Annotated in this window: 25 protein-coding genes and 1 pseudogene; 20 read left to right on the top strand and 6 right to left on the bottom strand. The window is 44.9% G+C overall.

Going from position 1 to position 26,840, the window contains the following annotated elements; genetic code table 11:
• Positions 1 to 249 precede the first annotated feature (249 nt).
• The 12 genes from gmk to AC27KT_RS09455 all read left to right on the top strand — a co-directional run bounded on the left by gmk (position 250) and on the right by AC27KT_RS09455 (position 12,978).
• The gene (gene gmk, locus AC27KT_RS09510; RefSeq protein ID WP_487129384.1) at positions 250 to 891 is read left to right on the top strand and encodes a guanylate kinase; all 642 of its coding nucleotides are present in this window, start codon (positions 250 to 252) and stop codon (positions 889 to 891) included.
• 169 nt (positions 892 to 1,060) lie between these two features.
• On the top strand, positions 1,061 to 1,333 hold the full coding sequence (gene rpoZ, locus AC27KT_RS09505) for a DNA-directed RNA polymerase subunit omega (RefSeq protein WP_015065914.1): 273 nt from the start codon (positions 1,061 to 1,063) through the stop codon (positions 1,331 to 1,333).
• A gap of 142 nt (positions 1,334 to 1,475) precedes the next feature.
• A complete protein-coding gene (spoT, locus tag AC27KT_RS09500) occupies positions 1,476 to 3,587 on the top strand; it encodes a bifunctional GTP diphosphokinase/guanosine-3',5'-bis pyrophosphate 3'-pyrophosphohydrolase (RefSeq protein WP_487129382.1) in 2,112 nt (703 codons plus the stop codon).
• 24 nt (positions 3,588 to 3,611) lie between these two features.
• Positions 3,612 to 3,998: a RidA family protein gene (locus AC27KT_RS09495; protein WP_014975316.1), complete on the top strand. Its 387-nt coding sequence runs from the start codon at positions 3,612 to 3,614 to the stop codon at positions 3,996 to 3,998.
• A 3-nt stretch (positions 3,999 to 4,001) separates the two neighbouring features.
• Positions 4,002 to 4,709 carry a tRNA (guanosine(18)-2'-O)-methyltransferase TrmH gene (gene trmH / locus AC27KT_RS09490; protein ID WP_014947808.1) on the top strand — a complete coding sequence of 236 codons (708 nt, stop codon included), beginning with the start codon at positions 4,002 to 4,004 and terminating at the stop codon, positions 4,707 to 4,709.
• Between the two features lie 194 nt (positions 4,710 to 4,903).
• Complete coding sequence (gene recG, locus AC27KT_RS09485; RefSeq protein WP_487129511.1) at positions 4,904 to 6,976, top strand: ATP-dependent DNA helicase RecG; 2,073 nt, start codon at positions 4,904 to 4,906, stop codon at positions 6,974 to 6,976.
• On the top strand, positions 6,969 to 7,754 hold the full coding sequence (locus AC27KT_RS09480; RefSeq protein WP_487129379.1) for a class I SAM-dependent methyltransferase: 786 nt from the start codon (positions 6,969 to 6,971) through the stop codon (positions 7,752 to 7,754). The genes recG and AC27KT_RS09480 overlap by 8 nt, the downstream gene beginning before the upstream one ends.
• Before the next feature lies 1 nt (position 7,755).
• On the top strand, positions 7,756 to 8,229 hold the full coding sequence (locus AC27KT_RS09475; protein ID WP_487129377.1) for a redoxin family protein: 474 nt from the start codon (positions 7,756 to 7,758) through the stop codon (positions 8,227 to 8,229).
• Positions 8,230 to 8,570: 341 nt separating this feature from the next.
• Positions 8,571 to 9,380 carry a hypothetical protein gene (locus tag AC27KT_RS09470; protein ID WP_487129375.1) on the top strand — a complete coding sequence of 270 codons (810 nt, stop codon included), beginning with the start codon at positions 8,571 to 8,573 and terminating at the stop codon, positions 9,378 to 9,380.
• A 9-nt stretch (positions 9,381 to 9,389) separates the two neighbouring features.
• A complete protein-coding gene (locus tag AC27KT_RS09465) occupies positions 9,390 to 10,424 on the top strand; it encodes an extracellular solute-binding protein (RefSeq protein ID WP_487129373.1) in 1,035 nt (344 codons plus the stop codon).
• Positions 10,421 to 11,944, top strand: a complete 1,524-nt coding sequence (locus AC27KT_RS09460; protein ID WP_487129371.1) for an ABC transporter permease — start codon at positions 10,421 to 10,423, stop codon at positions 11,942 to 11,944. Before AC27KT_RS09465 ends, AC27KT_RS09460 begins: the two co-directional genes overlap by 4 nt.
• Positions 11,944 to 12,978 carry an ABC transporter ATP-binding protein gene (locus AC27KT_RS09455; protein WP_487129369.1) on the top strand — a complete coding sequence of 345 codons (1,035 nt, stop codon included), beginning with the start codon at positions 11,944 to 11,946 and terminating at the stop codon, positions 12,976 to 12,978. Before AC27KT_RS09460 ends, AC27KT_RS09455 begins: the two co-directional genes overlap by 1 nt.
• Before the next feature lie 52 nt (positions 12,979 to 13,030).
• Here AC27KT_RS09455 and AC27KT_RS09450 read toward each other — a convergent pair whose 3' ends face one another.
• From AC27KT_RS09450 to AC27KT_RS09440, 3 genes and pseudogenes are all read right to left on the bottom strand, one after another.
• Positions 13,031 to 14,788: a putative bifunctional diguanylate cyclase/phosphodiesterase gene (locus AC27KT_RS09450; RefSeq protein ID WP_487129367.1), complete on the bottom strand. Its 1,758-nt coding sequence runs from the start codon at positions 14,786 to 14,788 to the stop codon at positions 13,031 to 13,033.
• A gap of 169 nt (positions 14,789 to 14,957) precedes the next feature.
• Positions 14,958 to 15,176: a YgaP family membrane protein gene (locus AC27KT_RS09445; protein ID WP_487129365.1), complete on the bottom strand. Its 219-nt coding sequence runs from the start codon at positions 15,174 to 15,176 to the stop codon at positions 14,958 to 14,960.
• 348 nt (positions 15,177 to 15,524) lie between these two features.
• Positions 15,525 to 15,923: pseudogene (locus AC27KT_RS09440) on the bottom strand (mechanosensitive ion channel family protein); the annotation flags it as partial.
• A 380-nt stretch (positions 15,924 to 16,303) separates the two neighbouring features.
• Between AC27KT_RS09440 and AC27KT_RS09435 the strand changes: the two are divergent.
• Entirely contained in the window at positions 16,304 to 17,485 is a 1,182-nt protein-coding gene (locus AC27KT_RS09435) for a BaiN/RdsA family NAD(P)/FAD-dependent oxidoreductase (RefSeq protein WP_487129363.1), read from the top strand.
• Here the strand turns inward: AC27KT_RS09435 and AC27KT_RS09430 are convergent.
• Complete coding sequence (locus AC27KT_RS09430) at positions 17,482 to 17,949, bottom strand: hypothetical protein (protein ID WP_487129361.1); 468 nt, start codon at positions 17,947 to 17,949, stop codon at positions 17,482 to 17,484. The two genes, AC27KT_RS09435 and AC27KT_RS09430, sit on opposite strands and share 4 nt — an antisense overlap.
• A 212-nt stretch (positions 17,950 to 18,161) precedes the next feature.
• Here AC27KT_RS09430 and AC27KT_RS09425 point away from each other — a divergent pair, with 212 nt between their 5' ends.
• The 3 genes from AC27KT_RS09425 (at position 18,162) to AC27KT_RS09415 (ending at position 21,564) form a co-directional block, all read left to right on the top strand.
• Positions 18,162 to 18,470 (top strand): hypothetical protein, encoded by a 309-nt coding sequence (locus tag AC27KT_RS09425; RefSeq protein ID WP_458730726.1) that lies wholly within the window; start codon positions 18,162 to 18,164, stop codon positions 18,468 to 18,470.
• A 161-nt stretch (positions 18,471 to 18,631) separates the two neighbouring features.
• Entirely contained in the window at positions 18,632 to 19,804 is a 1,173-nt protein-coding gene (locus AC27KT_RS09420) for a diguanylate phosphodiesterase (RefSeq protein WP_487129359.1), read from the top strand.
• Positions 19,805 to 20,253: 449 nt separating this feature from the next.
• Positions 20,254 to 21,564, top strand: a complete 1,311-nt coding sequence (locus AC27KT_RS09415) for a GGDEF domain-containing protein (RefSeq protein WP_487129357.1) — start codon at positions 20,254 to 20,256, stop codon at positions 21,562 to 21,564.
• Positions 21,565 to 21,568: 4 nt separating this feature from the next.
• On the opposite strand, the gene AC27KT_RS09410 is transcribed toward AC27KT_RS09415, so the two are convergent.
• Positions 21,569 to 22,453, bottom strand: a complete 885-nt coding sequence (locus tag AC27KT_RS09410; RefSeq protein WP_487129355.1) for an ArgP/LysG family DNA-binding transcriptional regulator — start codon at positions 22,451 to 22,453, stop codon at positions 21,569 to 21,571.
• 218 nt (positions 22,454 to 22,671) lie between these two features.
• Here AC27KT_RS09410 and AC27KT_RS09405 point away from each other — a divergent pair, with 218 nt between their 5' ends.
• Positions 22,672 to 23,274: a LysE/ArgO family amino acid transporter gene (locus AC27KT_RS09405; RefSeq protein WP_039221028.1), complete on the top strand. Its 603-nt coding sequence runs from the start codon at positions 22,672 to 22,674 to the stop codon at positions 23,272 to 23,274.
• 109 nt (positions 23,275 to 23,383) lie between these two features.
• Positions 23,384 to 23,701: a DMT family transporter gene (locus tag AC27KT_RS09400; RefSeq protein ID WP_487129352.1), complete on the top strand. Its 318-nt coding sequence runs from the start codon at positions 23,384 to 23,386 to the stop codon at positions 23,699 to 23,701.
• 126 nt (positions 23,702 to 23,827) lie between these two features.
• Here the strand turns inward: AC27KT_RS09400 and AC27KT_RS09395 are convergent, their stop codons facing one another.
• Positions 23,828 to 24,544 carry a DUF1499 domain-containing protein gene (locus AC27KT_RS09395; protein WP_487129350.1) on the bottom strand — a complete coding sequence of 239 codons (717 nt, stop codon included), beginning with the start codon at positions 24,542 to 24,544 and terminating at the stop codon, positions 23,828 to 23,830.
• A 162-nt stretch (positions 24,545 to 24,706) separates the two neighbouring features.
• On the opposite strand from AC27KT_RS09395, the gene AC27KT_RS09390 reads away from it, so the two are divergent.
• Entirely contained in the window at positions 24,707 to 25,378 is a 672-nt protein-coding gene (locus AC27KT_RS09390) for a DNA-J related domain-containing protein (protein ID WP_487129348.1), read from the top strand.
• Between the two features lie 311 nt (positions 25,379 to 25,689).
• Positions 25,690 to 26,835: an efflux RND transporter periplasmic adaptor subunit gene (locus tag AC27KT_RS09385; protein WP_487129346.1), complete on the top strand. Its 1,146-nt coding sequence runs from the start codon at positions 25,690 to 25,692 to the stop codon at positions 26,833 to 26,835.
• The last annotated feature ends 5 nt before the right edge of the window (positions 26,836 to 26,840 follow it).

Here is a 26,840-nt window from a genome sequence, read left to right as displayed (position 1 = left end):
TATCACCAATGGTTATCCTTTCTCACAGGCAATCTCTGTCTTTTCCAAGAAACGTGGTCAGAGTACATTTTCTGCCACCACCATTTTTAGAAAATTATTATTGTTATTAATTTTTGCTAGCACCAGTCTGCAATGGTAACGGCCATATCATTAATGGATAAACCTCATAATCGCAGTTACGGCGCAATGGCTTCATATGCTATCATTGCCACTTGAAATAACCACATTTTGATAGAATTTTAATATCCTATGGCTTCACTACTCGGCAATTTATTTATACTTGCTGCTCCTTCAGGGGCAGGAAAATCAAGCCTTATCAAGGCGCTTATGGAAAAGTATGAAGGCAATACAGCCACGCCTATGCAGGTGTCTGTGTCTCACACCACGCGTCAACCGCGTCCGGGTGAAGTAGACGGTGTACATTACCATTTTGTAAGCCGAGAACAGTTTGAAGCACTTATCGAACAAGGTGTATTTTTTGAGTACGCAGAAGTGTTCGGTAATTATTACGGCACATCAAGAGTGACTATCGAGCAAACATTACATCGCGGTATTGATGTATTTTTAGATATTGACTGGCAGGGCGCGCGTCAAGTCAAAAAGCTTATGCCAGACACATGTGGTATTTTCATTCTTCCACCGTCGCTAGACGTACTAGAGCAGCGCCTAAATAACCGCGGTCAGGACAGCGACGAAGTGATTGCTGGGCGCATGGCACAAGCTGTGGCGGAAATGTCTCATTTCAATGAGTTCGATAGCGTAATCATTAATGATGACTTTGCAACAGCGTTAAATGACTTAGAAGCCATTGTAACAGCGCAGCGCCTTCGCACAGTAAAACAGCAAATGCGTCATCAAGTGCTATTGGACGAATTGCTCGGCAGCGCGTAAGCTTAACGACATTATAGGTGTTTTGTTTTAACATCAGGCGATCGCTGCCCAATCTGCACGATCTGACTGCTTCAAATTCAAACAAAATACTAGGATCGCGCCACGTATCTGTGTATACTACGCGGCCGTTTTTTGAATAACTTGCTCAACCTAATTTTCGGAGAAATACATGGCTCGCGTAACTGTAGAAGATGCCGTAGATAAAATTGGTAACCGCTTTGACCTAGTGCTTGTTGCTGCACGCCGTGCACGTCAAATTGCCACTGAAGGCAAAGATCCTATGGTTGACGTTCAAAACGACAAGCCAACTGTTACAGCACTTCGTGAAATTGAAGAAGGTTTTGTAACTGCTGCAACGCTTGAACAAGCAGAACTTCAAGCTCAAGAACAGCAAGAACACGCTGAATTTGCTTCAGTAGCAAATATCCTATCTGACCAATAAGACCTATTTTTAACGGTTTGATCTGTATTTTAGCGCCAGTGCTTTGAAAAAAGCACTGGCGCTTTTCTTTTGGTGTATTGGCTTATTGCGCATTTAAACGTATTCTTAGGGTTGTAACGTTAGATAAGGGTCACGCTTCACTGTGTATTTGTTTGAAGGTTTAAAGCAGAAAGTTTTAGAGTATTTGCCAGCTGAACGCGTACAGCAGGTTCAGGAATCTTTTGTGCTAGCCCAAGAAGCGCACGATGGACAAATGCGCTCAAGTGGCGACCCGTACATTACTCACCCTGTAGCTGTTGCCGGCATACTGGCCGACATGCACCTTGATCACGAAACGATCATGGCGGCACTTCTTCACGACGTTATTGAAGATACCCATTACAGCAAAGAAGATTTAGCTGAAGCGTTTGGTGATACCGTTGCCGAACTGGTTGAAGGTGTTAGTAAGTTAGATAAACTTGCTTTTAGTACCAAGCAAGAAGCGCAGGCGGAAAACTTCCGCAAAATGATGATGGCCATGGTGCAAGACATCAGGGTTATTCTTATCAAGCTTGCCGACCGCACTCACAATATGCGCACGCTAGGCTCTTTACGTCCAGATAAGCGTCGTCGGATAGCTTTAGAAACACTCGAAATCTATGCGCCAATTGCCCACCGTTTGGGTATTCACGATATTAAAAATGAGCTTGAAGATTTAGGCTTTCAGGCCATGTATCCGATGCGCCATCGTGCACTGAAATCTGCTGTGCGTCAGGCCCGAGGCAACCGTAAAGAAATCATTGAAAACATTCGTGAAGAGCTCAATACGCGTCTTGATGCCTACGAGATTGAATCTGATGTATTAGGCCGCGAGAAGCACCTGTATTCCATTTACCGTAAAATGAAAAATAAAGAACTGATGTTCAACGAGGTAATGGATATTTATGCGTTTCGTATAGTGGTTAAATCTGTAGATAACTGCTATCGCGCACTCGGTGCAATGCACGGCTTGTACAAGCCAATTGAAAACCGTTTTAAAGACTATATCGCTATTCCGCGCACCAACGGCTATCAGTCGTTGCACACGTCATTAATTGGCCCGCACGGCATTCCTGTGGAAATTCAAATTCGTACCCAGGAAATGGATCAAATGGCAGACAAAGGAGTGGCGGCCCACTGGCTTTACAAAGAGCCAGGCGATAATGGCACCACCGCTCAGCTTCGCGCACGCAAGTGGATGCAAAGCTTACTTGAACTTCAGCAGTCAGCCAGTTCATCGTTTGAATTCATCGAATCGGTTAAGACTGACCTGTTCCCTGATGAAATTTACGTGTTTACACCAGACGGGCGAATTATCGAGCTGCCAATGGGCGCTACCGCTGTTGACTTTGCGTATGCAGTGCACTCTGATGTGGGCAATACCTGCGTGGGCGTGCGCGTAGAGCGCAGAAACTTTAGCTTAAGTAAGCCTCTTGAAAACGGCCAAACCGTAGAAATTATTACCTCGCCAAAAGCGAAGCCTAATGCGAATTGGCTAAACTTTGTGGTGAGTGCCCGAGCGCGCACCCGTATTCGTCAATACCTTCGTAAACAGCATTCTCAAGAAGCCGTGAACATGGGTAACCGTCTACTTCGTCATGCATTAGGCACAGTGAAGTTAGATGACATTCCTAATGCAGATATTGAGCGTGTGGTGGCAGAAACCAAGCACGCTAATTTTGACGACCTATTGGTAGATATCGGCTTAGGTAACGAACTAAGTGCTATCGTGGCTCGCCGTTTATTAGGCGAGAGCACAACGGATCTGTCTGACAAAAAAGGCAATGTGGCTATTCGTGGTACGGAAGGCCTGCTTGTTCACTATTCTCGATGCTGCCACCCTATACCTGATGATGAGATTGTTGCAGTGTTAAGCCCAGGTCGCGGTATGACCATTCACCAAACTGGCTGTAACAATATTCGCAAGCTTAGCCGTGAAGAGCCACAGCGCGTGCTGCCTATGCAATGGGACGACAATCCGCAGGGTGAATTCAAAGCGTCACTGCGTATAGAATTGTTCAACCATCAGGGCACACTGGCAACTTTAACGAACACTATTTCAGGGTGCGATTCCAATATCATTGGCCTGCAAACTGAAGAAAAAGAGAGTAATATCTATTTTATCGACCTAGAACTTACCACGCACAACCGTGTGCATTTGGCCCGCGTGATGAAGAAAATACGCACCATGCCAGAAGTTCAGAAAGTGTCTCGTCATAGTCAATCACGACACTAATTACTACACTATTTAGGAACTACTATGTCTAAGTCTATTATTCAGACCGATAAGGCACCTGCTGCTATTGGTACTTACAGCCAAGCAGTTAAAGCAGGCACTACCGTTTATCTTTCCGGCCAAATTCCTTTGGTTGCTGAAACCATGGAGATGGTTTCTGACGACTTTGAAGCTCAAGCGGTACAAGTTTTTGAGAACATTAAAGCGGTGTGTGACGCGGCGGGCGGCACCACGAACGACTTGGTGAAAGTGAACATCTTCCTTATCGACTTAGGTCACTTTGCAACGGTTAATGAAATCATGAGCCGTTATTTCACTAAGCCTTATCCTGCACGTGCTGCCGTTCAGGTGTCGGCATTGCCTAAAGGTGCACAAATTGAAATTGATGGTGTAATGGAACTGCCGGAGTAAGCCATGTCACCTGAGCGTTACCAGCGCATAAGACAAGTGCTGGAAAGAAGGCAAACTGATCTTACGGTTTGCCTTGAAAATGTACATAAGCCACATAACGTATCTGCAGTAGTGAGAACCTGTGATGCAGTGGGTATTCATCGCGTTCACACCGTGTGGGAAAAGAAATACCAGTTTCGTCGCGGCACCGCTATGGGCAGCCAACAATGGGTGCGCCAAACCAATCACGATAATATTAACGACGCGATGGCTGAACTAAAAGGCCAAGGCATGCAGGTGCTAGTCACCCACTTATCTGATACCGCTGTCGATTTTCGTGATATTGATTACACCAAGCCTACGGCTATTTTGTTTGGCCAAGAGAAATACGGTGCCTCTGATGAGGCGAAAGCCATTGCCGATCAAGACATTGTTATTCCTATGATGGGCATGGTGCAGTCATTGAACGTATCGGTAGCCGCTGCGCTGGTGTTATATGAAGCCCAACGCCAACGTACCATTGCGGGCATGTATAACACTCAGCAGTTACCAGAAGAAGAGTGCCAAGCATTGGCCTTTCAAAATGGTTACCCGCGTTTGTATAAACTTTGCCAGCGCAAAGGTTTGCCTTTGCCTGCTATTAACGCCATTGGCGAAGTGGATGCCGACGATAGCTGGTGGAAAGAAATGCAGATCACAAAAGCAGAAGCTAACGCGCTCGAAGCTGACTAGGACTTAATGTCTTGGTTTCGCTTTTAGTTATGTTCTCATCTGTATGTAGGCCAGCGTAAAAAACTGGCCTAAAGCGTACTCGCCAACCCCTCAACAATCCTTTACACTTCTTTTTCTATAACATGTTGAATAACACCAGCTTGTGCCAATTCAAAGGTTAAATAGTTAATGTTTCAAAAGAAGGATGTCGCTTGATGCAAGCACTGGCCACTACACCCATTACTGCGCTTAAAGGCGTAGGCGCAAAGGTGGCAGAAAAGCTTAACAAAATAGGCTTGTTTACCCTTCAAGATATACTGTTTCATCTTCCTCATCGCTACGAAGACAGAACCCGTATTTACAGCGTGGCAGAGTGCCGTCCGTTTACCCATGTAAGCGTGCAGGGCGAGGTAATGAGCGCCGACATTCAGTACGGCAAAAAACGCATGCTAGTGGTTAAGCTTAGCGACGGTACGGGTACCATAACCTTACGCTTTTTCCATTTTGGCGCAGTGCAGCGTTCAATCATGACACCGGGCAACACGGTACGCTGTTTCGGCGAAGTGCGTACTGGCAAATGGGGCATTGAAATGATGCACCCAGAGTTTAAGCTTGTGGATGAAGATGCCCCGCCCACTGAAGAATCACTAACCCCGGTTTATCCCACTACCGACGGTGTAAAACAGCTAACCCTTCGCAATTTGACTGATCAAGCTTTAAAGCTTTTGGATAAAGGGGCGCTGGCCGATTTGCTGCCCGACGGCATTTACGATGACCAAATTAGCCTTAATGAGGCGCTTCATTTGGTGCATCGCCCGCCACCCGATGTAGACGTACACGAAATGGAAGAGGGGCTGCACCCGGCTCAGTATCGGTTAATTCTGGAAGAATTATTGTCACACCACCTAAGTGTGTTGAAAGTACGCAAGCTATCTGACGCCCAGCCTGGTATTCCTATTAAGGTGAATCAACCGCTTATCGATAAAATGCTCGCTCAACTGCCATTTTCACCAACGGGTGCGCAGGCTCGGGTAGTGGAAGATATACAAAAAGATATGGAGCACGCTCGGCCTATGATGCGCCTTGTACAAGGGGACGTAGGGTCGGGCAAAACCTTAGTTGCGGCACTGGCTGCACTATCAGCCATTGGGGCAGGGCATCAGGTAGCGTTAATGGCACCTACTGAGCTGTTGGCAGAACAGCATGCCAATAACTTTCGTGGCTGGCTAGAACCTTTAGGTATTGAAGTAGGTTGGCTTGCTGGAAAGCTGAAAGGTAAAGCCCGCAATGAAGTATTAGCGCGCTTAGAAGCTGGCGACATTCAAATGTTGGTGGGTACTCACGCCATCTTCCAGGAAAGCGTAAACTACCAGCAGCTAGCGCTGGTTATTGTGGATGAACAACACCGTTTTGGTGTACATCAACGTTTGGCCCTACGCGATAAAGGCGAACAGCAAGGTCGCTACCCTCATCAGCTAATTATGACGGCAACGCCTATTCCAAGAACGCTGGCCATGACAGCTTATGCCGATTTAGACACCTCGATAATTGATGAACTACCACCGGGCAGAACGCCGGTACAAACCGTTGTGCTACCCGATACGCGCCGCGCGGATGTGATAGAGCGCGTACGTCAGGCTTGTAAAGAAAACGGCCGCCAAGCCTATTGGGTGTGTACGCTTATTGACGAGTCGGAAGTGTTGGAATGTCAGGCAGCAGAAGACGCTGCAGTTACCTTGCGTACTGCGCTGCCAGATTTACACGTTGGCTTAGTACACGGGCGATTAAAACCCGCTGAAAAAGCGCAGGTTATGGCTGATTTCAAAGACGGTAAACTGGACTTATTGGTGGCAACTACGGTTATTGAAGTAGGCGTAGATGTGCCAAACGCCAGTATCATGATCATAGAAAACCCTGAACGACTGGGTTTAGCACAGCTTCATCAGCTTAGAGGCCGAGTAGGGCGTGGTGCGGTGGAAAGTCAGTGCGTACTTATGTACCAAAGCCCGCTATCGAAAACCGCTACTCAGCGCCTTGGCGTATTGCGCGAATCTAACGACGGTTTTTATATTGCCCAGCGCGATTTGGAAATTCGTGGCCCGGGTGAATTTATGGGTACTAAGCAAACGGGAATGGCCGAACTTAAAATAGCAGACCTAGTACGCGACGCCGCCCTTATCCCAAAGGTTCAGGAAATTGCCTATACCCTTTGGGACAAATACCCCTCTCACGCTCAAGCCATTATAAATAGATGGATAGGGCATAAGGAGCAGTACGGCCATGCTTAATAGTGTGCCTTTAATAATTTGTGATGACGCTAATAGCGATGACGCTGCATTAATTAGTGCAATCAGCAAAAAGTGGGGTTTTCCTGTTGTTAGCAGCAGTGAAAAGCCAAGCGAAGGCTTGTATTTGCAGGTACAAAACGGCGTGCTAGGGCTTGCCGACGCAGGTGAGAAAAAAGTGAATCCGGTAGAGGTTGATTTTGCTTCGCCAGCGAGTTTGTATCGCAAGCAGCACGGCGGTGGGCGCAAAGAGCCCATTGTTAAAGCCATTGGTCTTAAAGGCAATGAAGCATGGCACGTAGTGGATGCAACGCCTGGGCTAGGTCGTGATGCCTTTGTGTTGGTAAGCGTTGGCTGCAAGGTCACTATGATAGAGCGTTCGCCCGTGGTTGCCGCCTTACTTGAAGATGGTATTCGCAGATTAGCGCTTAGTTTTCCGGAACTTGCAGCTAAAATGTCGCTTCAACATGGAAATAGTGCTGAGGTAATGCAATACTTCACTGGTGAGAATGTGAACGCTATTTACTTAGACCCCATGTTCCCACACAAAAAGAAGTCAGCCTTGGTGAAAAAGGAAATGCGGCTGTTTCAGCAACTGCTTGGTCATGACCCAGACGCAGATGCGCTGTTACCGCCAGCACTAGAGCTAGCCACGCACCGGGTAGTGGTTAAACGCCCAAACAGTGCAGACGTGCTGGCAGGAATAAAAGCATCAATGGCTATTGAAAGCAAAAAACACAGATTTGATGTGTATTTGTGTCAAAAAAATCTAGGAGAGTAGCATGATACAAGTTGGGGGCACTTTGCCTGAAGTAGATTTTAGCCTTTTAGTAAATGGCGAGATAACTAACCCAGGAACTAACGAGTTGTTTTCAGATAAGCGCGTTGTATTGTTTGCGGTACCCGGTGCATTCACACCGACCTGTTCACAAGCGCACTTGCCAGGCTATGTAGCGCTTGCTGATAAGCTTAAGGCAAAAGGTGTTGATAGTATTATTTGCCTAAGTGTGAACGATGCATTCGTTATGGATGCGTGGGGTAAAGCAAACAATGCTGAAGAAATTACTATGCTGGCGGACGGCAACGGCTTCTTTACCAAGCAAATTGGCTTAGACATGAGTACAGGTAACTTCGGTGGCTTACGTTCGCTACGTTATTCTATGCTTGTAGAAGATGGCGAAGTTAAAAAGCTAAACGTTGAAGACCCTGGTCGTTTTGACGTGAGCGATGCGCAAACCATGTTAGATAGCCTTTAATTTTTAAAAGGCCTTAAATACTCAAAGCCCGCAACAATTGTTGCGGGCTTTTTTCGTTTAGTTTTTTGTGAATATTCATTAATTTACATATGCGTATACTTGGTCGTTAATTTCATTAAAATGTAACCAAACTATGATCTGGCAGATAGCTATTTGCGTTGAATATCAAAGTGTTCAGCGAGGATTAATGAACTAACACACATTATTTCGTGTCGGAAAACATAAGAAATTAAAGGCAAAGACACTGCGGTACTTGGCATCTAGCCTCGTTTAGTTACCTTTACTTGCTTAATGATAATAAGTATCATTTGCGCGAAAAGACAAACGTTTTAGGAAAAAATATGACAATAACACTGAAAAAAATAAGTGCTTTAGTAATGGCTTCGGCCGTTACTTTCTCAATGTTCTCTACTCAGGCGCTTGCTAACGGTGCAATTGGTGATCACGTAAACAACTTGCATGCGCATATTGGAGAATACACCGAAGAGGTACATTGGTTAGAAAGTAAGTTTGGCAGTGTTGTTGATGCGTATGAAGCAAAAGATAAATCGCTTAAAACCGATGCGCTGATTGAGTATTGGGAAGAAGTAGACTTCCACTCAGCTATCGAAACCCAGTACGTGCCTATTTATGCTTCTATTTGGCAAGGTATTTATGGTGTAAAGGTAGCTATTGATGAAGGTAAGGCAGTTTCTGATGTGCGCGTAGAGCAAGAGAAGCTAAATCATGCCTTGTGGCAGGCGCTAGGCGCAGTTAAACTTGCGTCTCAATATCAGAAGAAAGGTTTGGTAGGCAAAGTTCAAACCACTGAAAAAGAACCAACTACTGGCCCTGAAGTTATCGATGATATAAAAACACGTCTTGATCGTGTTGTTGCCAAGTACGCAGAACAGCTGCATGAAGTGGCAACAACATTAGTTCACGACACCTACCTTCAACGTTTTGAAGGTGTAGAAGGTGACTTGATTGCGAAAGACGCAGCCTTGGTTGAAGACCTAGAAAAAGACTTTAACGTAACGCTTCCTCAAGCCATTTCGAAAGATACTGGCGTAGATGCGGTGCGTAAAGTGGTAGAGTCTATGCAGGCTAAACTTGACCGCGCTCGTGCACTTTTAGTTGAAGTAGAACAAAGTCGCAAAGACGTATTTTAAGGAAGGGGTATGCAACGTAGAACATTCTTACAAGGCTTAGCTGCAGCCGGTGCATTGACTGGCTTGCCGTTTAGTTTTGCCCACGCTATGACCCAAACTGGCAGTGTGTCGGTTGAGTCTTTGCCTAAATTAGAAGGTGATCTCACCCTTTATTTAGGGCGTGGCGAAGGCGGTCTGTATGAGAATGTTCTAAAAGCCATTGAAAAGCGCAATCCCAAACTGAACCTGAAGGTTCGACGCGGCGGTTCGGCAGCACTGGCAAACACCATTGTTGCTGAAACAAAAGCGGGCGTTAAACGCGCTGACTTGTTTTGGGCCGTAGATACGGGCTCTATTGGTGTGGTTACTGATGCAGGTGCTGCAAAGCCGTTGCCTGACGATTTGCGTTCGCAGCTTCGCGAAGATTTTCAGTACCCTAGCTGGTCTCCGGTAACAGGTCGCGTGCGTACACTGCCTTACAATACCGAGCGCGTTAAGCCCGAACAAATTCCAGAAAGCGTTATGGCGTTAGCCGATAGCGATTTGAAAATTGGCTGGGCACCGGCGTATTCGTCGTTCCAGTCTTTTGTTACCGCTATGCGTATTTGGGAAGGCGATAAAGCGACCAAAGCGTGGCTTAAAGGCATTAATAAGCACGCAAAAAAGTACGCTGGCGAACTCGGTGTAGTGATGGGCGTTGAACGTGGCGAAGTAGATATAGGCTTTGCAAATCACTACTACACGCTTCGCCTTAAATCGGGTAAACCAAACGCGAATGTGGCCCTTGCTTACAGCAAAGGCGATGCGGGCTGTTTAGTGAACGCATCAGGTATTGTTGCGTTGAGCGACGGTGATTTGCCGGTTAACTTTATCCGATATCTGCTGTCGCACGAAGTACAGTCTTATCTTGCTCGCGAAGCATACGAAATACCTCTGGTACAAGGCGTTGAACCACCACAGGGCTTAGCGGATTTAAATGCGCTTTCGCCACCAGAAATGGACCTTCGTAAACTGGCTGATTTACGCCCAACACTTAACCTGATGAGGGAAGTTGGCGTACTGTGACAAACTGGCCAAAGTCGTATCCACTGGCACTTCTTATTGCGCTGATGGCTTTATTGCCCGTCGGCGTTTTGTTTTCTTTAGCCCAAGATAGTGCGCAGCTTTTCGATACCCACAATCTCCGCGTTTTAGGCAACACAATTTCGCTTGTTGTACTGACTATCATTGGCTCGGTGCTTATAGGTGTACCGCTTGCCTTTTTAACCGCCTATGTGCAAATGCCGTTTAAGCGGTTCTGGCTTATTTTGCTCGCTGCGCCACTGGCACTACCCAGCTACATTGGTGCGTTCGCCATGTATTTTTCATTTGGTACTGGTGGAGAAATAGAGAACGTTTTAGGTATTAGCACGCCGCCAATTAGCGGTTTGTGGGGCTCGGCTCTGGTCATGAGCCTATACACTTACCCCTTTGTAATGATGACAACCCGTTCAAGCCTGTTAAGTTTAGATGCAAGCTTGGTTAATGCGGCGCGTACGTTAGGTCTGTCTTTGGGCGCTAGCTTATGGCGCGTGGTGCTACCGCGCGTAGTCAATAGCGTTGCTGCGGGGGCACTTCTTGCTGCACTTTACGCGTTATCTGATTTTGGTACGCCCGCAATAATGGGCTTCGACACCTTTACTCGCGTTATTTTTGTTGAATATAACGCTTTTGGTTTAAGCCAGGCGGCCATGCTAAGCCTGCAGCTTATGGTAATTGTTGGTCTTATTCTATTTATAGAAAGCCGTATAGGTGGCGCACAAGAGCGCCCAGGAAAGCATTTATCATTATTTCCTGCACGCTGGCAGCGCAACCTCATGTTACTTGCGACTTTGCCCGTTGTATTTATGGCTATTGTACTTCCCCTTGCTATCTTCACGCTGTGGTTAGTACGGGAAGGAACTGGCGGCTTTGAATTAAGCTATGCGTGGAATTCAGCCCATGCCTCTTTTATCGCCGCTATTGTAGCCGTGCTGCTTGCCATTCCGGTTGCTCACGCGGCTATTGCCGGCAAAGCTGGGCGATTTATGGAGCGTATTACTTATTTCGGCTTTGGTGTACCAGGTATTGTTATGGGAACGGCGCTGGTTTACGTGGGGCTTAAGTACTTGCCTGCGCTTTATCAAACCTTAAGTTTATTGGTTATGGCCTATGTACTGCGTTTTATTCCTCTTGCAGTAGGTAGCGTAAGAAGTACCGCTGAGAATATAGATTCGGGGTTAGTGAAAGCGGCTCGTGTGCTTGGTGCTAGCCCTCGTGAGGCGTTTATTAGAGTTACGTTACCACTTACCCTTCGTGGTATGATAGCGGGCGCAGCACTGGTGTTCTTAGAAGCCATGCGCGAGTTGCCAGCAACGCTTATGTTGGGGCCTACAGGTTTTGAAACCTTAGCCACTTATATGTGGCGTGTTTACGAGGCGGGCTACTTTGGCCGCGCTGCCGTACCTGGGCTTCTGCTAGTTTTATTGTCTGGCGTGGGGTTGGTTCTCATGCTGTCGGGCGAAAGAAAAGCCCAGTTTACTGTTACCGAGGATGATCGTTCGTAATGCTTAGTGTAAGTAATTTGTCAGTGAATTATGGGTCTACCCGCGTTGTCGACAAGTTAAATCTTGAGCTGGGGCAAGACGAAATCCTGATGCTGGTGGGGCCAACTGGCTGCGGTAAAACTACTATTTTGCAAGCATTGGCTGGGCTTATTCCTATTTCAGAAGGGTCTATGAGCCTAGGTGATTGGAAAAGTACAGCAAATAAACACGTACCGCCTGAAAAGCGTAATGTGGGCATGGTGTTTCAAGACTTTGCGTTATTTCCACACCTTACCGTTCAGCAAAACGTGTGCTTTCGATTAAAAGACACTAAGCTTGCCGATCATTGGCTAAAATTATTAGGCCTAGATAACTTCCGCGATGCAAAACCTGCACGTCTTTCTGGCGGTCAAAAGCAGCGCGTTGCGCTAGCGCGAACGCTAGCTCACGAACCTTCTTTTGTACTGCTAGACGAGCCCCTTTCAAACCTAGATGCGGCGCTAAAAGACAGCTTGCGCTGGGAAATTCGCGATGCGCTTAAAAAAGCAGGTGTTCCAGCGATTTGGGTAACTCACGATCAAGAAGAAGCATTAAGCGTTGGCGATAGAGTGGGTATACTGAATAAAGGTGTGCTTGAGCAACTAGACACCCCTGAAGCCTGTTACTCGTCGCCAGCAAGCCGTTTTGTTGCGCGTTTTATGGGCGAAGCGAGCTTCTTAAGTGCCACATTCGTTAGCAGCGCAGCAAATACAGACAACACAGTGGTTACTGAAATTGGAAACGTACCAGGCACGCCGCTTCAAGGTGCGAATGGTAATGTAGATTTACTCGTACGCCCTGACGATTTAAGTTTAGATGCATCCCACAGTGAAACTAACTGTACGGTGGAGTGGGTGCGTTATGAGGGTGAAAGCCGCCTTTATGCCGTTATGCTAGATAGCGGAGATGAACTTAAAGTACGCGTAAGTCATGAAAACGCCATTAAGCCTGGAGCCCGCGCTTTTGTGCAGTTGATTACTACACACCCATTAGCTGTTTTTCCTCCGAATACATAACTCAAAACCTGTTGTGGTGCTAAGGTCTTTTAAATGCCTAACTTGCTGTCTCTCAGACTGCTTGTGCAAGTCTTGTTTTTATGTACTGTTTCAGGTCTGTTTCGCACATGGGCTTGGCATAAAAGTAGCCTTGAGCATAAAAGCAGCCTAACGAAATAAGCATATCAACTTGAGATTGGGTCTCGACGCCTTCTGCTAATACCCTGCATTTGAAGGTATCAGCAAGGGTTAACGCTGAAGAGACAATGGCTCGGTGACCTGCATTCTTGTCAATATCACAGATGAAAGACTTATCAATTTTAATGGTGTTAGCTTTTAGGTTATCTAAGTAGGCTAGTGAGCTCATGCCCGTGCCAAAGTCATCTATCGCGATTTCAACTCCTAAGTTTTTTATATCTGTCAGTGCGCTACTAATGTGTTCAATATTGATGCAGGTTTCATTTTCAGTAAGCTCAATTTCAATGGCACTTGCGGGCAGTTCAAATTCACGCAGAAGGCATGCAATATAACTGGGCAGCGTAGGGTCCAGTAAGTTGTATGGAGACAAGTTAATCGCAATTGGGGTTACAATCTTCGCTTTTCGCCAATTACTGGCGTGCTCTATTGCTAATTGAACGATATAGCGACCGAAATCCTGAACTTTTCCAGAATGCTCAATTAAATCAATAAAGTGGAAAGGACTCAACAAGCCAAGTGATGGGTGTTGCCAACGGCAGAGCCCTTCCACACCGGTTACAACGCCGGTTCGCATGTCAATTTTGGGTTGAAAGTGCAGGATAATTTGCCTGTCTGACATCGCATTATTGAGCTCTGCTCTAAGCATGATATCACGCTCATTACTAATACGACTTTGAAGATCGTAAACTTCCCACCCACTGCGTTGTCTTTTAGCCTTATACATAGCGGTGTCTGCACACGATAACAACGATTCCAGGTTATCTGTATGTGAAGGGTAATGAGAAAAGCCTACACTCGCCCCAGTGTTTACATTCAGGCCGCTTAAGGGAATAGAAGTATCACAGGTATTGATAAGCTTTTTGGCTAATGCTTTCCCCTCTTCCACGGTAAATGCCGGTGCCCAAATAATAAACTCGTCGCCCCCAATACGAATAAGCTCACATGGCTTTTCGAGTATTGCCAAGATACGGCGTGACAAGGTGATCAAAAGTTGGTCGCCAGCACTATGACCGAATGTGTCATTAACGTCCTTGAATTTATCCAAATCGATGGCAAAAAGGCAGGCTTGTTTGTAAGACGGATTGTCTTTTTGTTTGCTGGCAAATCGTGTCAGTAATTCTTTCAGATAAAAACTGTTGGGTAAGCCCGTCAGAGAATCGTGTGTTGCTAGACGGGTTAACGATTCATTTATTTCATCCGCACGTTTAGCGATAATCGATGAAAGGGTCAACGCCAGCCAAACTGCTATCCAAAAAACAATAACCGTCGTTATGAATAGTCGCTTTGCAACAGTGTAAAGGGCAGCGTCAAGCAGTGCGGTTTCTCTTGCGTAAATAACCGTAAACCCATTTTTTGATGCCATGTCCCACAAATAGCTTTTATCTCCAAGTTCGATAACCGATTCGCTAGATTTTTCTGCGGCAGTCTGTTTATCAATGGACAGCACTAACTTTTTAGTGAGTTTCTCATCTAGGTTGTGGGTGACTGTGAATTGCTCTTCATTTTGGTTTATGTGTAAAAAGGCCGCACTTTCTCCTTGCGCGATTAACTCTTTGATGACCTGCACACTTTCTGTTTGTAACGGAGTAAATTTTTCGACTTCTCTTGTAACTAAAGAAAGAAGCAGCCGCATGCTTTTCCTTTCTGCCTGTATGTTTACATCCGAAGTTAACCGATAAGAGACAGTGACATAAATTGCAGAAATAAGAACGGAAACCGCTAAACATGCAAATATTAACTTCGAACGAATAGTGGTTTTTTTAGGTAAAGAAGGAGAGTTATCCATTAAAACCTGCTCGATATTAAGTACTGTCTTTCGTGCTTATTCCAGCAACTTGATATACCGGGCACCATCCAGTGAAAAGGGAGATAAGGTTTAAAAAACCGAAAATCCCCAACAGTACCTCAATAAATACGTCTTCAATGATACTGCCGTTGAAAAGTGCAAAGGCAGTAACGCCTATTCCAATCGCTCCTCGTGTGTAGCGATCTATACTGCTTAAATTAGACTTTATAGCCATCACAATCCTCTTTAATAGTGATTTATATAAATCATAGCCGTTTTTCAGTAGATCGAATACTACACTTTAGAAAGAACTAAGTGGCTTTACGATCAGCTATCAATGAAATTTAAAATTCTGGGCCAGCAGTGCAGTTAGTTAGCGGCAGTACTCGAAGTGACAGGTGCGAAGCTAATTTACTTAGTGCCCACCCATGTAGGCCTAAAAAAGCAAGCTGTTGAGCTTTGTGTCTTTACACCAAGGGAAATTTAGAGAAAAGACCAACTGGTGACACTGGCCTACAGGCAAATAATCTAGTGTAACGAGAATAATGAACGCTTAAAAAGTCTGTCTAAGCGCGCTATAAGACTACGCGTTCTCGTTTACCACAATCACTTTGCGGTGCGGGAATGGAATCTCGATATTCGCTTCATCTAGCGCTTTCTTCACCTGTTCTGGCACTGAGAACAGAATGTCGAAGTAGTGCTCACCATGACAGAATGGACGCACAATAAAGTCTACCGAGCTATCGTTAAGGGTAGATACCTCAACAAATGGCGCCGGGTCTTTAAGTACGTGCGGGTGATCTGCCAAGACTTTATCGATAACAGCGCGAGCGGCATCAATGTTTTCGTTGTATGCAATACCAAAGGTCATATCTACACCGCGAATTTTATGGTGAGAATGATTAACAATTTGCTCACCCCAAATTTGGCTATTTGGAATGATGATTTGCTTATTATCGAAGGTTTGCAAAATAGTATTAAAATTGCCAAAGCAAGTAATATGTTCGTGGCCCTCGCCAAGGCGGCTGGCAGATATTGGTTAATATCAAGTGACGCTAGGAACTCTTCCATGGATACAATCCTCTGTAATTTGCGAAGTAGTTGCGATGTTTTGTTCGTTTGTTTGTTCGTTCAAATTGAGTTGCACCTCAACTCTGGGGCGTATTTACAGAGGAATTAAAATTTCTTTAGTATTGTTAAAAAGTATTAAAACTCATGATTTTAAACTAAAGAACTAGATTAAATTTGTAGTAATACCGGGCTTTGCATTGTGCGGTATGGCTTATTACGTATAATCCCGAGGTTCTTAACCTGCGCTTAAATGAGCGTGAGTTTTTTGGCTTGATGTAAGGTGAATACAAAGTGATTAAGCGCGACGTTATAGTAATTGGTGCAGGTGCAGCAGGGCTGTTCTGCGCGGCACAGGCAGGCGCGCGCGGGCGCAGCGTAGAAGTGCTCGATCATGCTAAAAAAGTAGGCCGCAAGATTCTTATGTCAGGCGGTGGCCGCTGTAACTTCACCAATATGTATGCAGAACCCGCCAATTTCTTATCGCAAAACCCTCACTTTTGTAAGTCAGCACTAAGTCGCTATACCCAATGGGATTTTATTGGCTTGGTTGCCGAGCATGGTATTGCCTATCACGAAAAAACTTTGGGCCAATTGTTTTGTGATGACAGCGCCAAAGATATCGTCGATTTATTGCTTAACGAATGTAAAAAAGCAGGCGTTACCCTTACTACTCGCTGTGAAATTACAAGCGTAGAAAAGGTTGAAGGTGGGTACTTACTAACTACTTCGAACGGCGAATATAGGTGTGAGTCTTTAGTAATTGCAACCGGTGGTTTAAGTATGCCAAAGCTGGGAGCGACGCCATTTGGTTACAAAATTGCCGAGCAATTCGGCCTGAACGTGTTACCCACACGCGCCGCACTTGTGCCCTTCACCTTACACGATAAAGACAAAGACACACTGGCAGAGCTTAGCGGCATAGCCGTTGATGTATACGCTAGTTGTAACGACACCACGTTTAAAGAAGCGATGCTTTTTACCCACCGTGGTTTGAGCGGCCCCGCTATGCTGCAAATTTCAAGTTATTGGGAGGCGGGTGACAGCTTAAGCATTAATACGCTACCTAATGATGATGCTACGGCGCTTCTACAAACCGCACGCACAGAGACGCCAGACGCATTGCTTACTACTTGTTTAAATAAAGTATTTCCAAAGCGTATGGTACAGAGCCTTATTGAGTATCATAGTTGGCGCAACGTGCCGGTAAAACAGCTAACTCACGGCGAGTGTGACGCCATTGCTGACACCCTAGAGAATTGGCAAATAAAGCCAAACGGCACTGAAGGCTATAGAACAGCGGAAGTCACCATTGGCGGCGTAGACACCAACGAACTTTCGTCAAAAACCATGATGGCGAAAAACGTCGAAGGCCTTTACTTCATAGGTGAAGTGGTTGACGTTACCGGTTGGCTCGGTGGCTTTAACTTCCAGTGGGCTTGGAGTAGCGGCTGGGCAGCTGGGCAAGTGGTTTAAAACGACATACCAATTGCCAGACCAGCAACCACTGCGCTTTTGTGGTTTCGATGGTAATCGTAATGAAGCTGTGGCGAGATGGTAAAGCCTGACATTTCAAACTCATACAATAAGCCTAACCGTGCCACTTCCATCTTATGGCTGCCGTGGAATTCAACGCCAGGGCCAATTTGTGCGATAAAATTGTTGGTAATGTGAAGGTCGGCGACAAGTAAGTAGGTGTAGGCATCTAAATCTTCAAAGGCGTATTCGGCAACAAACCCCACACCGAGAAAGTCATTTAGTCGATACTCGTAATCGATGCCCAAGGTAAATGCGTTGCCACACTCTTTCGTGTAGGTAGTGCCCACAAGAGCAGACAAGTGGTGGGGAGATGTTTCCCAATGATGAGCACTTCCCTTTGCTGCAACATCAGGCGCAAATGCCAAGGCAGTGACCAAGCCTAAAGCTATTTTTACTCGCATAATGATGCTCGCTTACGTTTATTTGTGACTTCCTAGAAGATTTAACTTCTAGCACTGTTCAAAGAGTAGACGGACTATGACTTTCTCACCAATGAACTTTAGTTGTACCTTTTCATAGTACATGCACTTTAATTCCATGCGGGCGGCGATTGCGCTACCTAATAAGATCAAAAATCGCTATGGTGTCTGGGGTTTTTAGAAGGAATGCAGGAATGCAAAACAAGAACGAAAAACACATATTTATCGACGCTTGCAAAACGCAGCTTGTAAGCCTTTACAACGCGAGCAAGCAAGGCAAAAAGGTAGAAGCAGAAAAGTATCGAGTGCAAGGCTTTATGCATGCCGGTGAACTAATGGGCTTGATCAGCAAAGAAGAAGGTAAAGCCCTAATAGCCGATCTACATATAGAAGTATTTGGGGAAACCATTGACGAAAGAGCTCAGAGAAAGCGCAAACTCGATGCACTAAAAGAGTCAGACTTAGATGCCTACTTTGCAATACCTGCTATTGAGCGTCGTTAAATAAACCTTCAGTTGTGAACTTACTTTGTGAAAACGGCGTTTTTACTACTATGATTATCGACAGGGGCTGTCATACAAAGGCTATAAATGGCTGTCACTGAAGGTGACAGCACCAGCTTAACTTTTAAAAGGATTAGAGTTTGAAATAAAAGAGGAGTCTTGTGCTAAAACAGTTAGTTTATAGAAGCCATTCTACCGGTCACATAGATGAAGCAGGTTTACAAAAAATCACGTTTGACTCTTCACGTTTTAATGAACGTCATAACATAACGGGGATTCTACTTTTCGACGGAGAGTATTTCTTCCAGGTACTTGAAGGCGAGGGTGAGCCCGTTGATTTTCTCTTTGAACACATAAAAAATGATAGCCGGCACGAGAATGTGGTGAAGGTTACAGAAGTCGTTGTTCATAAGAGAGATTTTGGTGATTGGCACTTGCGAGCATTAACAGTGGTAGAGGGGAGCAGTTGTTACTGGCTGCCACCAGATATTATTTTAAACCGGGAAAGCCGGATTTTTGCACTTCTTAATAGTTTTGCTTCTGGTAAATGGCGGACGTGTTTAAGTAATGAAGACCGCAAAAATCTTAAGGTCAATGTAAGTACACTAGATAGGGACGTTGCACCTTATCGTGATTCACCTATTCAGTTTGCCTTTCAGCCCATTGTCGACACCAGTAAAGAAAGAATTTCATCAATAGAAGCGCTAATTAGAAGCGAAGATGGTAAGTACCCCGAGGATATTATTGGGTGTCTAGAGGGGGCGGAAAAGTACGAGTTTGACTTGGAAACGAAAGCTATTGCCATCAAGCAGGGAGCTGCACTGATCAGTTCTGAACAATCGTTGTCGATAAATTTATGCCCCGGTGCTATCGCTCATAGAGCAAATGTAGGCGAATATTTGCATAGCTTGGTTACTCAATCAGGACTTCACCCCCAGCAGTTAGTCGTAGAGGTAACTGAGGTTGAGATAATCAAAGAAAGTAGTGTTTTTCATGATGCAATTGAACAAATTCGTTCTTTCGGTATTCGTATAGCCATTGATGATTTTGGCGCAGGCTACGCTGGGCTTTCATTACTCGCAGATTTTTCGCCCGACAAAATAAAACTAGACAGAAAAATCACCACTGGTATTCATGAAAATGGACATAGACAGGCTATTACAGAAGCCGTACTTGAGTTTGCGAATTCAATGGGTATTCCATTAGTGGTCGAGGGAGTAGAAACCTTAGATGAATGGTTGTGGTTACAGCATGCGGGTGTTCAGCGTTTTCAGGGGTACTTATTTGCTAAACCTAAACTTAACGGCGTAAAGGGAATTTCGTTCAACGTCTGACGTGCTTTTAACTCACAACCTGTTATCTCTTAATGTTAGTTTTGAGTGTTCAAAGGCAAATTATTTAGCGAATTGAAATTTATAAACTAAGATTAATGTGTGTTGGTTTTTCATACCTTAATATAACCAAACATACTTATCTTAGTGTAATAGCCGTACAGGGATATTTTTGCTACACGGATTTGGCTGCGGTACCAGTAGGAAGCAAATCTATGACATGGTGTGTGTCACGTAATTTTATTCGCTTATTTATCGGCCTTTTTTTATGTGCAGCAAGTGCCCACTCGCTTGCTAAATGTTACCTAGAAGATAGCGCAGATCCTCACTCTTCTACTATGATGCTGCAATCAGGCGATCAGCGTCTCAGGTTAATATGCAACATAGATACGCAACACATCCTTTATTTCCCGCGAAACTATATAAACTATAACCAGCTCTACGATAGTGAAATGCGCAAAGTGCAAAGACTACCCAGCGCGTTTGAAGCATACACTATCGACAGTTCGAACAACCGCCTATACCTTGATATTAATGCACAGGTTCAACGCAGCGTGACGTTTAAGGTAACGCCGCTTAGTGATTTTCAAAAATATGTGTCGATTCACACGCTCACGATGAGTCTATTTGTTGGCTTTTGTTTGGCTCTGACCTTATATGTAGGCATGCTGGGAACTAGCATGCAAAGCTTAGGTTTTTATTCTTATAGCTTTTACGTTTTCAGTGCTGGCGTATTCTTCTTGCTCCAAGAAGGGTTATTAAGCATTGTATTTCCAGAAGTAGCTCTACTTGCGAATTTCCAACTGCACTTATTGTTTGCTGGAGTCACGGTTTTTGCTGGAGTGAAATTCTTGGATCAGCTACTTGATTTTAAAGCACTGCTGAAAGCGTGGCAGCGCCAATTTATGCTAGGAATGGCATGTGCGGCACTCGCGTTTTCTTTAGTTCAGCTTATTCTTCCAGTTTCAGATGCCATGAAAATAAACAGCATGCTGAGCTTTATAACGCTTATCACTATGACCTGTACCCTATCAGGTTGTGTTTATGCTGCGTATCGCAAAGTACATTGCGCAGACTTGGTAATGCTTGGCATAGCCATCATGGTTTTTTCAATGCTTTTTCGTTTGGTTTTCGTAGACGCCTCGGCATTCATGTATCGATATTCTCTTATAGTGGGTATTACTATGGAGGCCTTTATTTTTGCTATTGCCACATCAAGGAAAGTAAAAAAGCTCGATGATGACAGGCTTAGTGCATTCAAGCGCGCGTCTACTGACTCGTTATGTAATGTGCTAAACCGCAGTGGCTGGGAGGGGGTAGCGCAAACCCTCTTGAATAACTTCAACAAAGAGGGCGGCTATTTAACATTACTTTTCATTGATATTGATAAATTCAAAGAAATTAATGATCAGTACGGGCATCACGTAGGGGACAATGTCTTGCAAGTCGTTGCTAAAATCTTAAAGAGCCGGTGTAGAGAACAAGATGCAGTAGGTCGCTTAGGGGGCGATGAATTCGTCGTATTAAGTCATTGTTATAGCGAAGGTCAGTCGGAGCGACTGACTGCGCGCATTGAAGAAAGCTTGGCTGAACGAGACATAAGAACAGATAACGCTGTTATAAACGTTACAGCGAGCGTAGGTGCTTATATTACAAAAGAACGTTGCAAAGATTTATCGAGCTTATTAACTAAAGCCGACAAGTTGATGTACAGTGTTAAAAAGAAACATAAAACTGACCAATGCACGTCTAGCTCTCAATAGCAGGTTATTTTAACTGTGTTTTGGCGACCTGTTTTACGGCTTTTGTCAGGTCGGCAAGGGCGGCCGATTCAAGGGTAGTCCAATGCCAAAAAAGAGGAACGCCTAGTTCTTTATCAGGGAAAAGTGCAATGAGCTCTCCTTCTTTCACTTCTTGCACAACCTGTAATGTGGGAAGTAACGCCCATACCACACCATCCAGCGCCATTTTGACAAAGCCGTGAGACGACGGGTACCAGTGGCACGTGGTGAACGAAGGTGCTATTTGTAAACACTCTCTTTGATAGTCAGTAAGTAATGTAACATCATACTCATCGTACAATAGGCCTGGTGTTTTCATCACACTATCGGGCGTCACGCCTTTGTGAAGGTATCGTTCGATAAAACGCGGCGACGCAAAAAGCTGATAGCGCATGGTACCTAGTCTTATCGACTGACCGCCAGTAACGGGCGTGCCCGTTTGGCTAATACATGCCATAACGCGACCTTGCTGCAGAATGTCTCTAGTTTGTGTTTGATCAGCATTGACGATGTGAACGGGGTTAGCGCGTTTATCGCTAAACGCCGCCATAACTTGTGAAAACCAAGTAGCAAGTACATCATTGTTCACCGCCACGCTAATAGGGGCAGCTGAAGCTTCTAAGCCGCTTTTAATGTTAAGGGCTTCTTCCAATACACTAACTTTCTGGATGTGTGCAAGCAGTTCTTTTCCTAGCGGCGTTGCTCTAAGAGGCTTTGTTCGCACCATAACAGGCCCGCCTACACTTTGTTCTAGCCGTTTAATCTTTTGCGAAACGGCTGACTGTGTAAGATTTAATGCTTGTGCTCCTTTTTCGAAGCCGCCATAGCGCAATACTTCATGAAAGCACCTAAGTGCGTCGTAATCTAACATTTTTGTAGCCTGTGAAATGAACGTTAAAAATATTAATTATGCTTATGCAATACAAGTATCATTAATTTAATTAAGTGACACAAGGTGTATAAAATAGCGTCAGTTAAGTTTCTTGCTGGGATATTCATATCTAACGTCAAGCGGCAAATGCCGCAAATCAAAGCAAGAAACGTGCATAGAAACATTCATTCAATTATTTATTCGAAGAGGCATTTATCATGTTGGCGGCAGCAACAAGTGGTTTCGTGATGGGCGGCACCCTTATTATCGCAGTAGGCGCGCAAAATAGCTTTCTGATTGAGCAGTCGATGAAAAGGCAGTGGACTTCGCTATTTGTTTTACTCTTTATTTTAAGCGATGCCATCTCTATTAGTTTGGGTGCCATGGGCTTTGGCCTGTTGCTGCAGGAGTACCCAATGCTAGTAACGGTAACCAAATGGGCTGGCGTAGCGTTTTTATTGTGGATAGCGTTTAACAAGATAAAGTCTTCGCTGGCAAATGATGCTCTTGTTTTAGAAATGGCAAAAAAGCAGCTGTCGTTTAAAAAAGCGCTACTTATTGCGTTAGCGGTAACTTGGTTAAATCCACATTTCTATTTAGATACTTTGCTGCTGATGGGCAATTTGGCGAGCCAATGGCAAGAAAACAAATGGTGGTTCGTTGGCGGTGCGATTGGGGCATCTATTGTGTGGTTTATAGGGTTGAGCACGTTGACAGCGCGTTTTGCCCACCATATGCAGCGTCCTAACTTTTGGCGCTGGTTCAATCGTTTAAACGCAGCAGTATTAGGTATGGTCAGCATTCAGTTGGCTAGCCTTTAGTAAGAAAAACGCTGAATAGCAACATGCTAAGATGCATTGAATATCATCCTATAGCCGTGCAGGTATATTCTACCGATAAGCCAAAACAAGTAATGTTAAGGATATATAAGTGAGCTGGATTTATTTAATCGTTGCGGGCTTACTGGAAATTGGATGGCCCGTAGGACTAAAAATGTCGCAAGAGGCGGAAACCCGTGTAATAGGAATATTGCTGGCGATAGGGTTTATGGCTACCAGTGGTTTTTGCCTTTGGATGGCACAAAAACAAATTCCTATAGGTACCGCATACGCCGTATGGACGGGTATAGGTGCAGCGGGCACGTTTTTGGTAGGCGTGATATTTTACGGCGACCCGTCGTCGCTAGCGCGTTACTTCGGCGTAGCGCTTATTGTGGCCGGCGTAGTGGTACTTAAACTCGCGCACTAGTACAACAAAACCGAACCCTGGCTTCGATGGCTGTGTTTAGCTAATTCGATAGATTGATAAAAAGAAGAAGCCCAACAGCGATTCACTGTTGGGCTTTTATATAGTTGCTGAGCTTTTTAGGTTGGTTTAGTGATAACCCAATTGGTTCCTTAGTTCAGCCATGAAAGTCTCAATTCGCTCAGCGTTTTTACCCAAGTCACTTTTACCTACTCGCGATTTACTGCGAACATCTACAAGGGTGTCATCGCTTTTGGCGGTTAATCGAATGACTACGTCGTCCTTAAAACCAAACCAAGCGGTAGTATCGGTTGCCTCTACCGTATTAGGGAGTGCGCCTTCACTTGCTCTTTCCCACCCAAGCGCTACAACGGCTTTTTCTGCAGCCATGTAAACTTCGTTTATAGGTTGAGGAAGTAGCTGAGTTTTAATTTCAGGATAAGCCTCAAGCTGCTGTTTGGTTACCTCACCACCTTCATAGGCAATGGAGTTTGGTGCGCCTTCTCGAAGTGGTGCAATGGCAACAAACTCAGGTGGGTTTGTTACGTCAGTGGTAATGTCGTGAATGGGAGGAACGGCGCTCGCTTTACTCATCATGCTAACGGGCATGCCAACTGCTACTAACGATAAAATCGCGCATACAAGTGTACTACCCCAGTTTACGCGTTTGCGATTAATCAATACTTGCAGAATAATTAGTATTAACGCTGCGCCGCCTACATATACGCCAAAACGAAGTGAGGTAAATGCAGTACCTAAACTAACACCGGCGTACTGATATAGCGGTCCAGGTAAAACCACCATTAAAAAACCAACAATACTGGTAAGGGCAATGAGTGCTTTCAAGGGAACTCCAAGGTTGTTATTTTAGTTTGACCAACCTACTTTAACAGTGAAAGAGGTAATTTGGTTTACTTTCGATAAACAAAATTCACCTATGGCCGCACGCGACATATTTGACCGCTTGGTTTATCTTCTTCTACCGACGTTAATTAATAGGTACTGGGTTTGAATACACAACCGGACGCCAACAATATACACGCATTGCAAGCTGAACTTCTTGTTGATGTTTTGTCGACGCAAAAAGCACTGTTTATTAACGGTATTTCTGAATATGCGCTTATTGAGCTATTAAAAAAAACGCCTTATCAGCTGTTCGATGAAGATGCGCTGCGCGACCCGCTAATGCTTTTTAAAACGCATTTTATTCTGTTTCATGCACTCTATCAGTTAAAGCAGTATTGGATAGAGCAAAATGAAGGTGTGTTAGAGATTCATGCGCTAGGCATAAAACTTAATATTTTTGATGAGAGTGTCCCAGCTCATTGTAATGATGAACAAGCAGTGACAGCGTTACAAAAACCTGATGCACTTGCTGAGTATTATCTAGATTGGGGGAATTTTGAAGAAACTAATCGTAAAACCGTAGACACATTGCTCAATGCATTTTGGCAAAGGATGTCGGGTGGCTTTAATAGCAGGCATGACCAAGAAGATATCAGCACTTCTCACACTGTACTTGGGCTGTCCGAAAGCGAGCCCGTCACACTTGTGCAGCTAAAACATGTTTACAAACGCAAACTGCAATCCGCTCACCCTGATAAAGGTGGAACGCAACAAGAGGCACAGTCAGTTATCCACGCTTATCAAGTTCTTAGTCGTTACTATTCGTCTAAATAGAATGTGTGTTGCCTTTTAGCTTCGTATTATTCGCATAATGTACATAGGCATCGGTAACTGACCGACAACATCGGTAACTTCAGCTTCATTGGCTTTTATTATTATCATTAAATGCGCACAATATGACCTGTAAGCGCGTAGATTCGTATTAATGATCGCTTAGCTATGCCACGTCTTTTCCGATTATCCCCTCATGTCCGAACTTAGGGGTTGGGGTAACTCGGCGCATTGGAAGCACAACTAACGTTTAATTTAACGATACAGAACCATGGCCGTGTTTTGTATGAAAGTTATTGGGAAATAGAAATTTTATGAGCCGCATTTTTTATGTTACAGCAGCATTAATAACCCTTTTGGGTGTTATTGGGTGTTCGAACGAAGGCGAGCAAGCACAGCAAGGTGCTCAGCAAGGCATGCCTGCTCCATCAGTATCGGTAGTTACGCTGAAACAACAACCTGTAGTGCATGAAATGGTGTTGCCAGGCCGCGTCAGTCCGTCGCGCCAGTCGCAAGTGCGACCTCAGGTGGATGGTGTTATCACTGAACGTTTGTTTGAAGAAGGCGCATATGTGGAAAAAGGGCAGCAGCTATATCAAATAGATGAAGCGCGCTACCTAGCACAGCTAAACAGTGCCAAAGCCGACCTTAAAAGTGTTCAAGCAAATCTAAAAACATTGGAAGCCAAGGCGCGACGTTACGATGACCTTGTGGCACAAAATGCGGTGAGCAAACAAGAATATGATGATGTTATTGCGCAAAAAGAGCAAGCACAAGCAGCGATAAGTGTGGCTGAGGCGGCAGTTGATGTTGCTAAAGTTAATATGGGTTACACCAAGGTTTACGCGCCCATAAGCGGTCGAATTAGCCGCTCATATGTTACCGAAGGCACGCTGGTAACCACGAATCAAGCACAGCAGTTAGCAACTATTACTCAATTAGACCCTGTTTATATCGATATGCAGGAATCTGGCGCCTCTATCATTACACTTCGTCAGTCTATGCGTAAGCAAGGCTCAATGGATGTTGAGTTGACCGTAGATGAAGTCACTGGCAAGCGCTACGAACAAAAAGGTAGCGTTAAATTTTCTGAAGTAACGGTTGATGAAAGTACAGGCTCGGTAACGCTGCGCGCTGAAATGCCTAACCCTGATGGCGTGTTGCTTCCTGGTTTGTTTGTAAAAGGCCACGTTATTACAGGGCGTGAGAACGCGCTTCTTGTTCCCCAGCGAGCTACTACGCGTCAGCCAGATGGTTCGCTCTCTGTATATGTAGTGAACCAAAATAATGAGGTAGAGGGCCGAACCTTAGAAATCGGCAAGATATACCGTGACCAGTACGTTGTGCTAAATGGCGTGAACGAAGGCGAAAAAGTCATTGTGACTGGCTATCAGAAGGTAAAGCCTGGCGCCAAAGTTAACCCATCAGAATGGCAACCTTCATCACGTGGCTCACGATAGCAAAC

It is taken from the genome of Alteromonas sp. 5NW40-0090, assembly GCF_057552975.1.
This window is presented reverse-complemented; position numbering and strand designations above follow the sequence as displayed.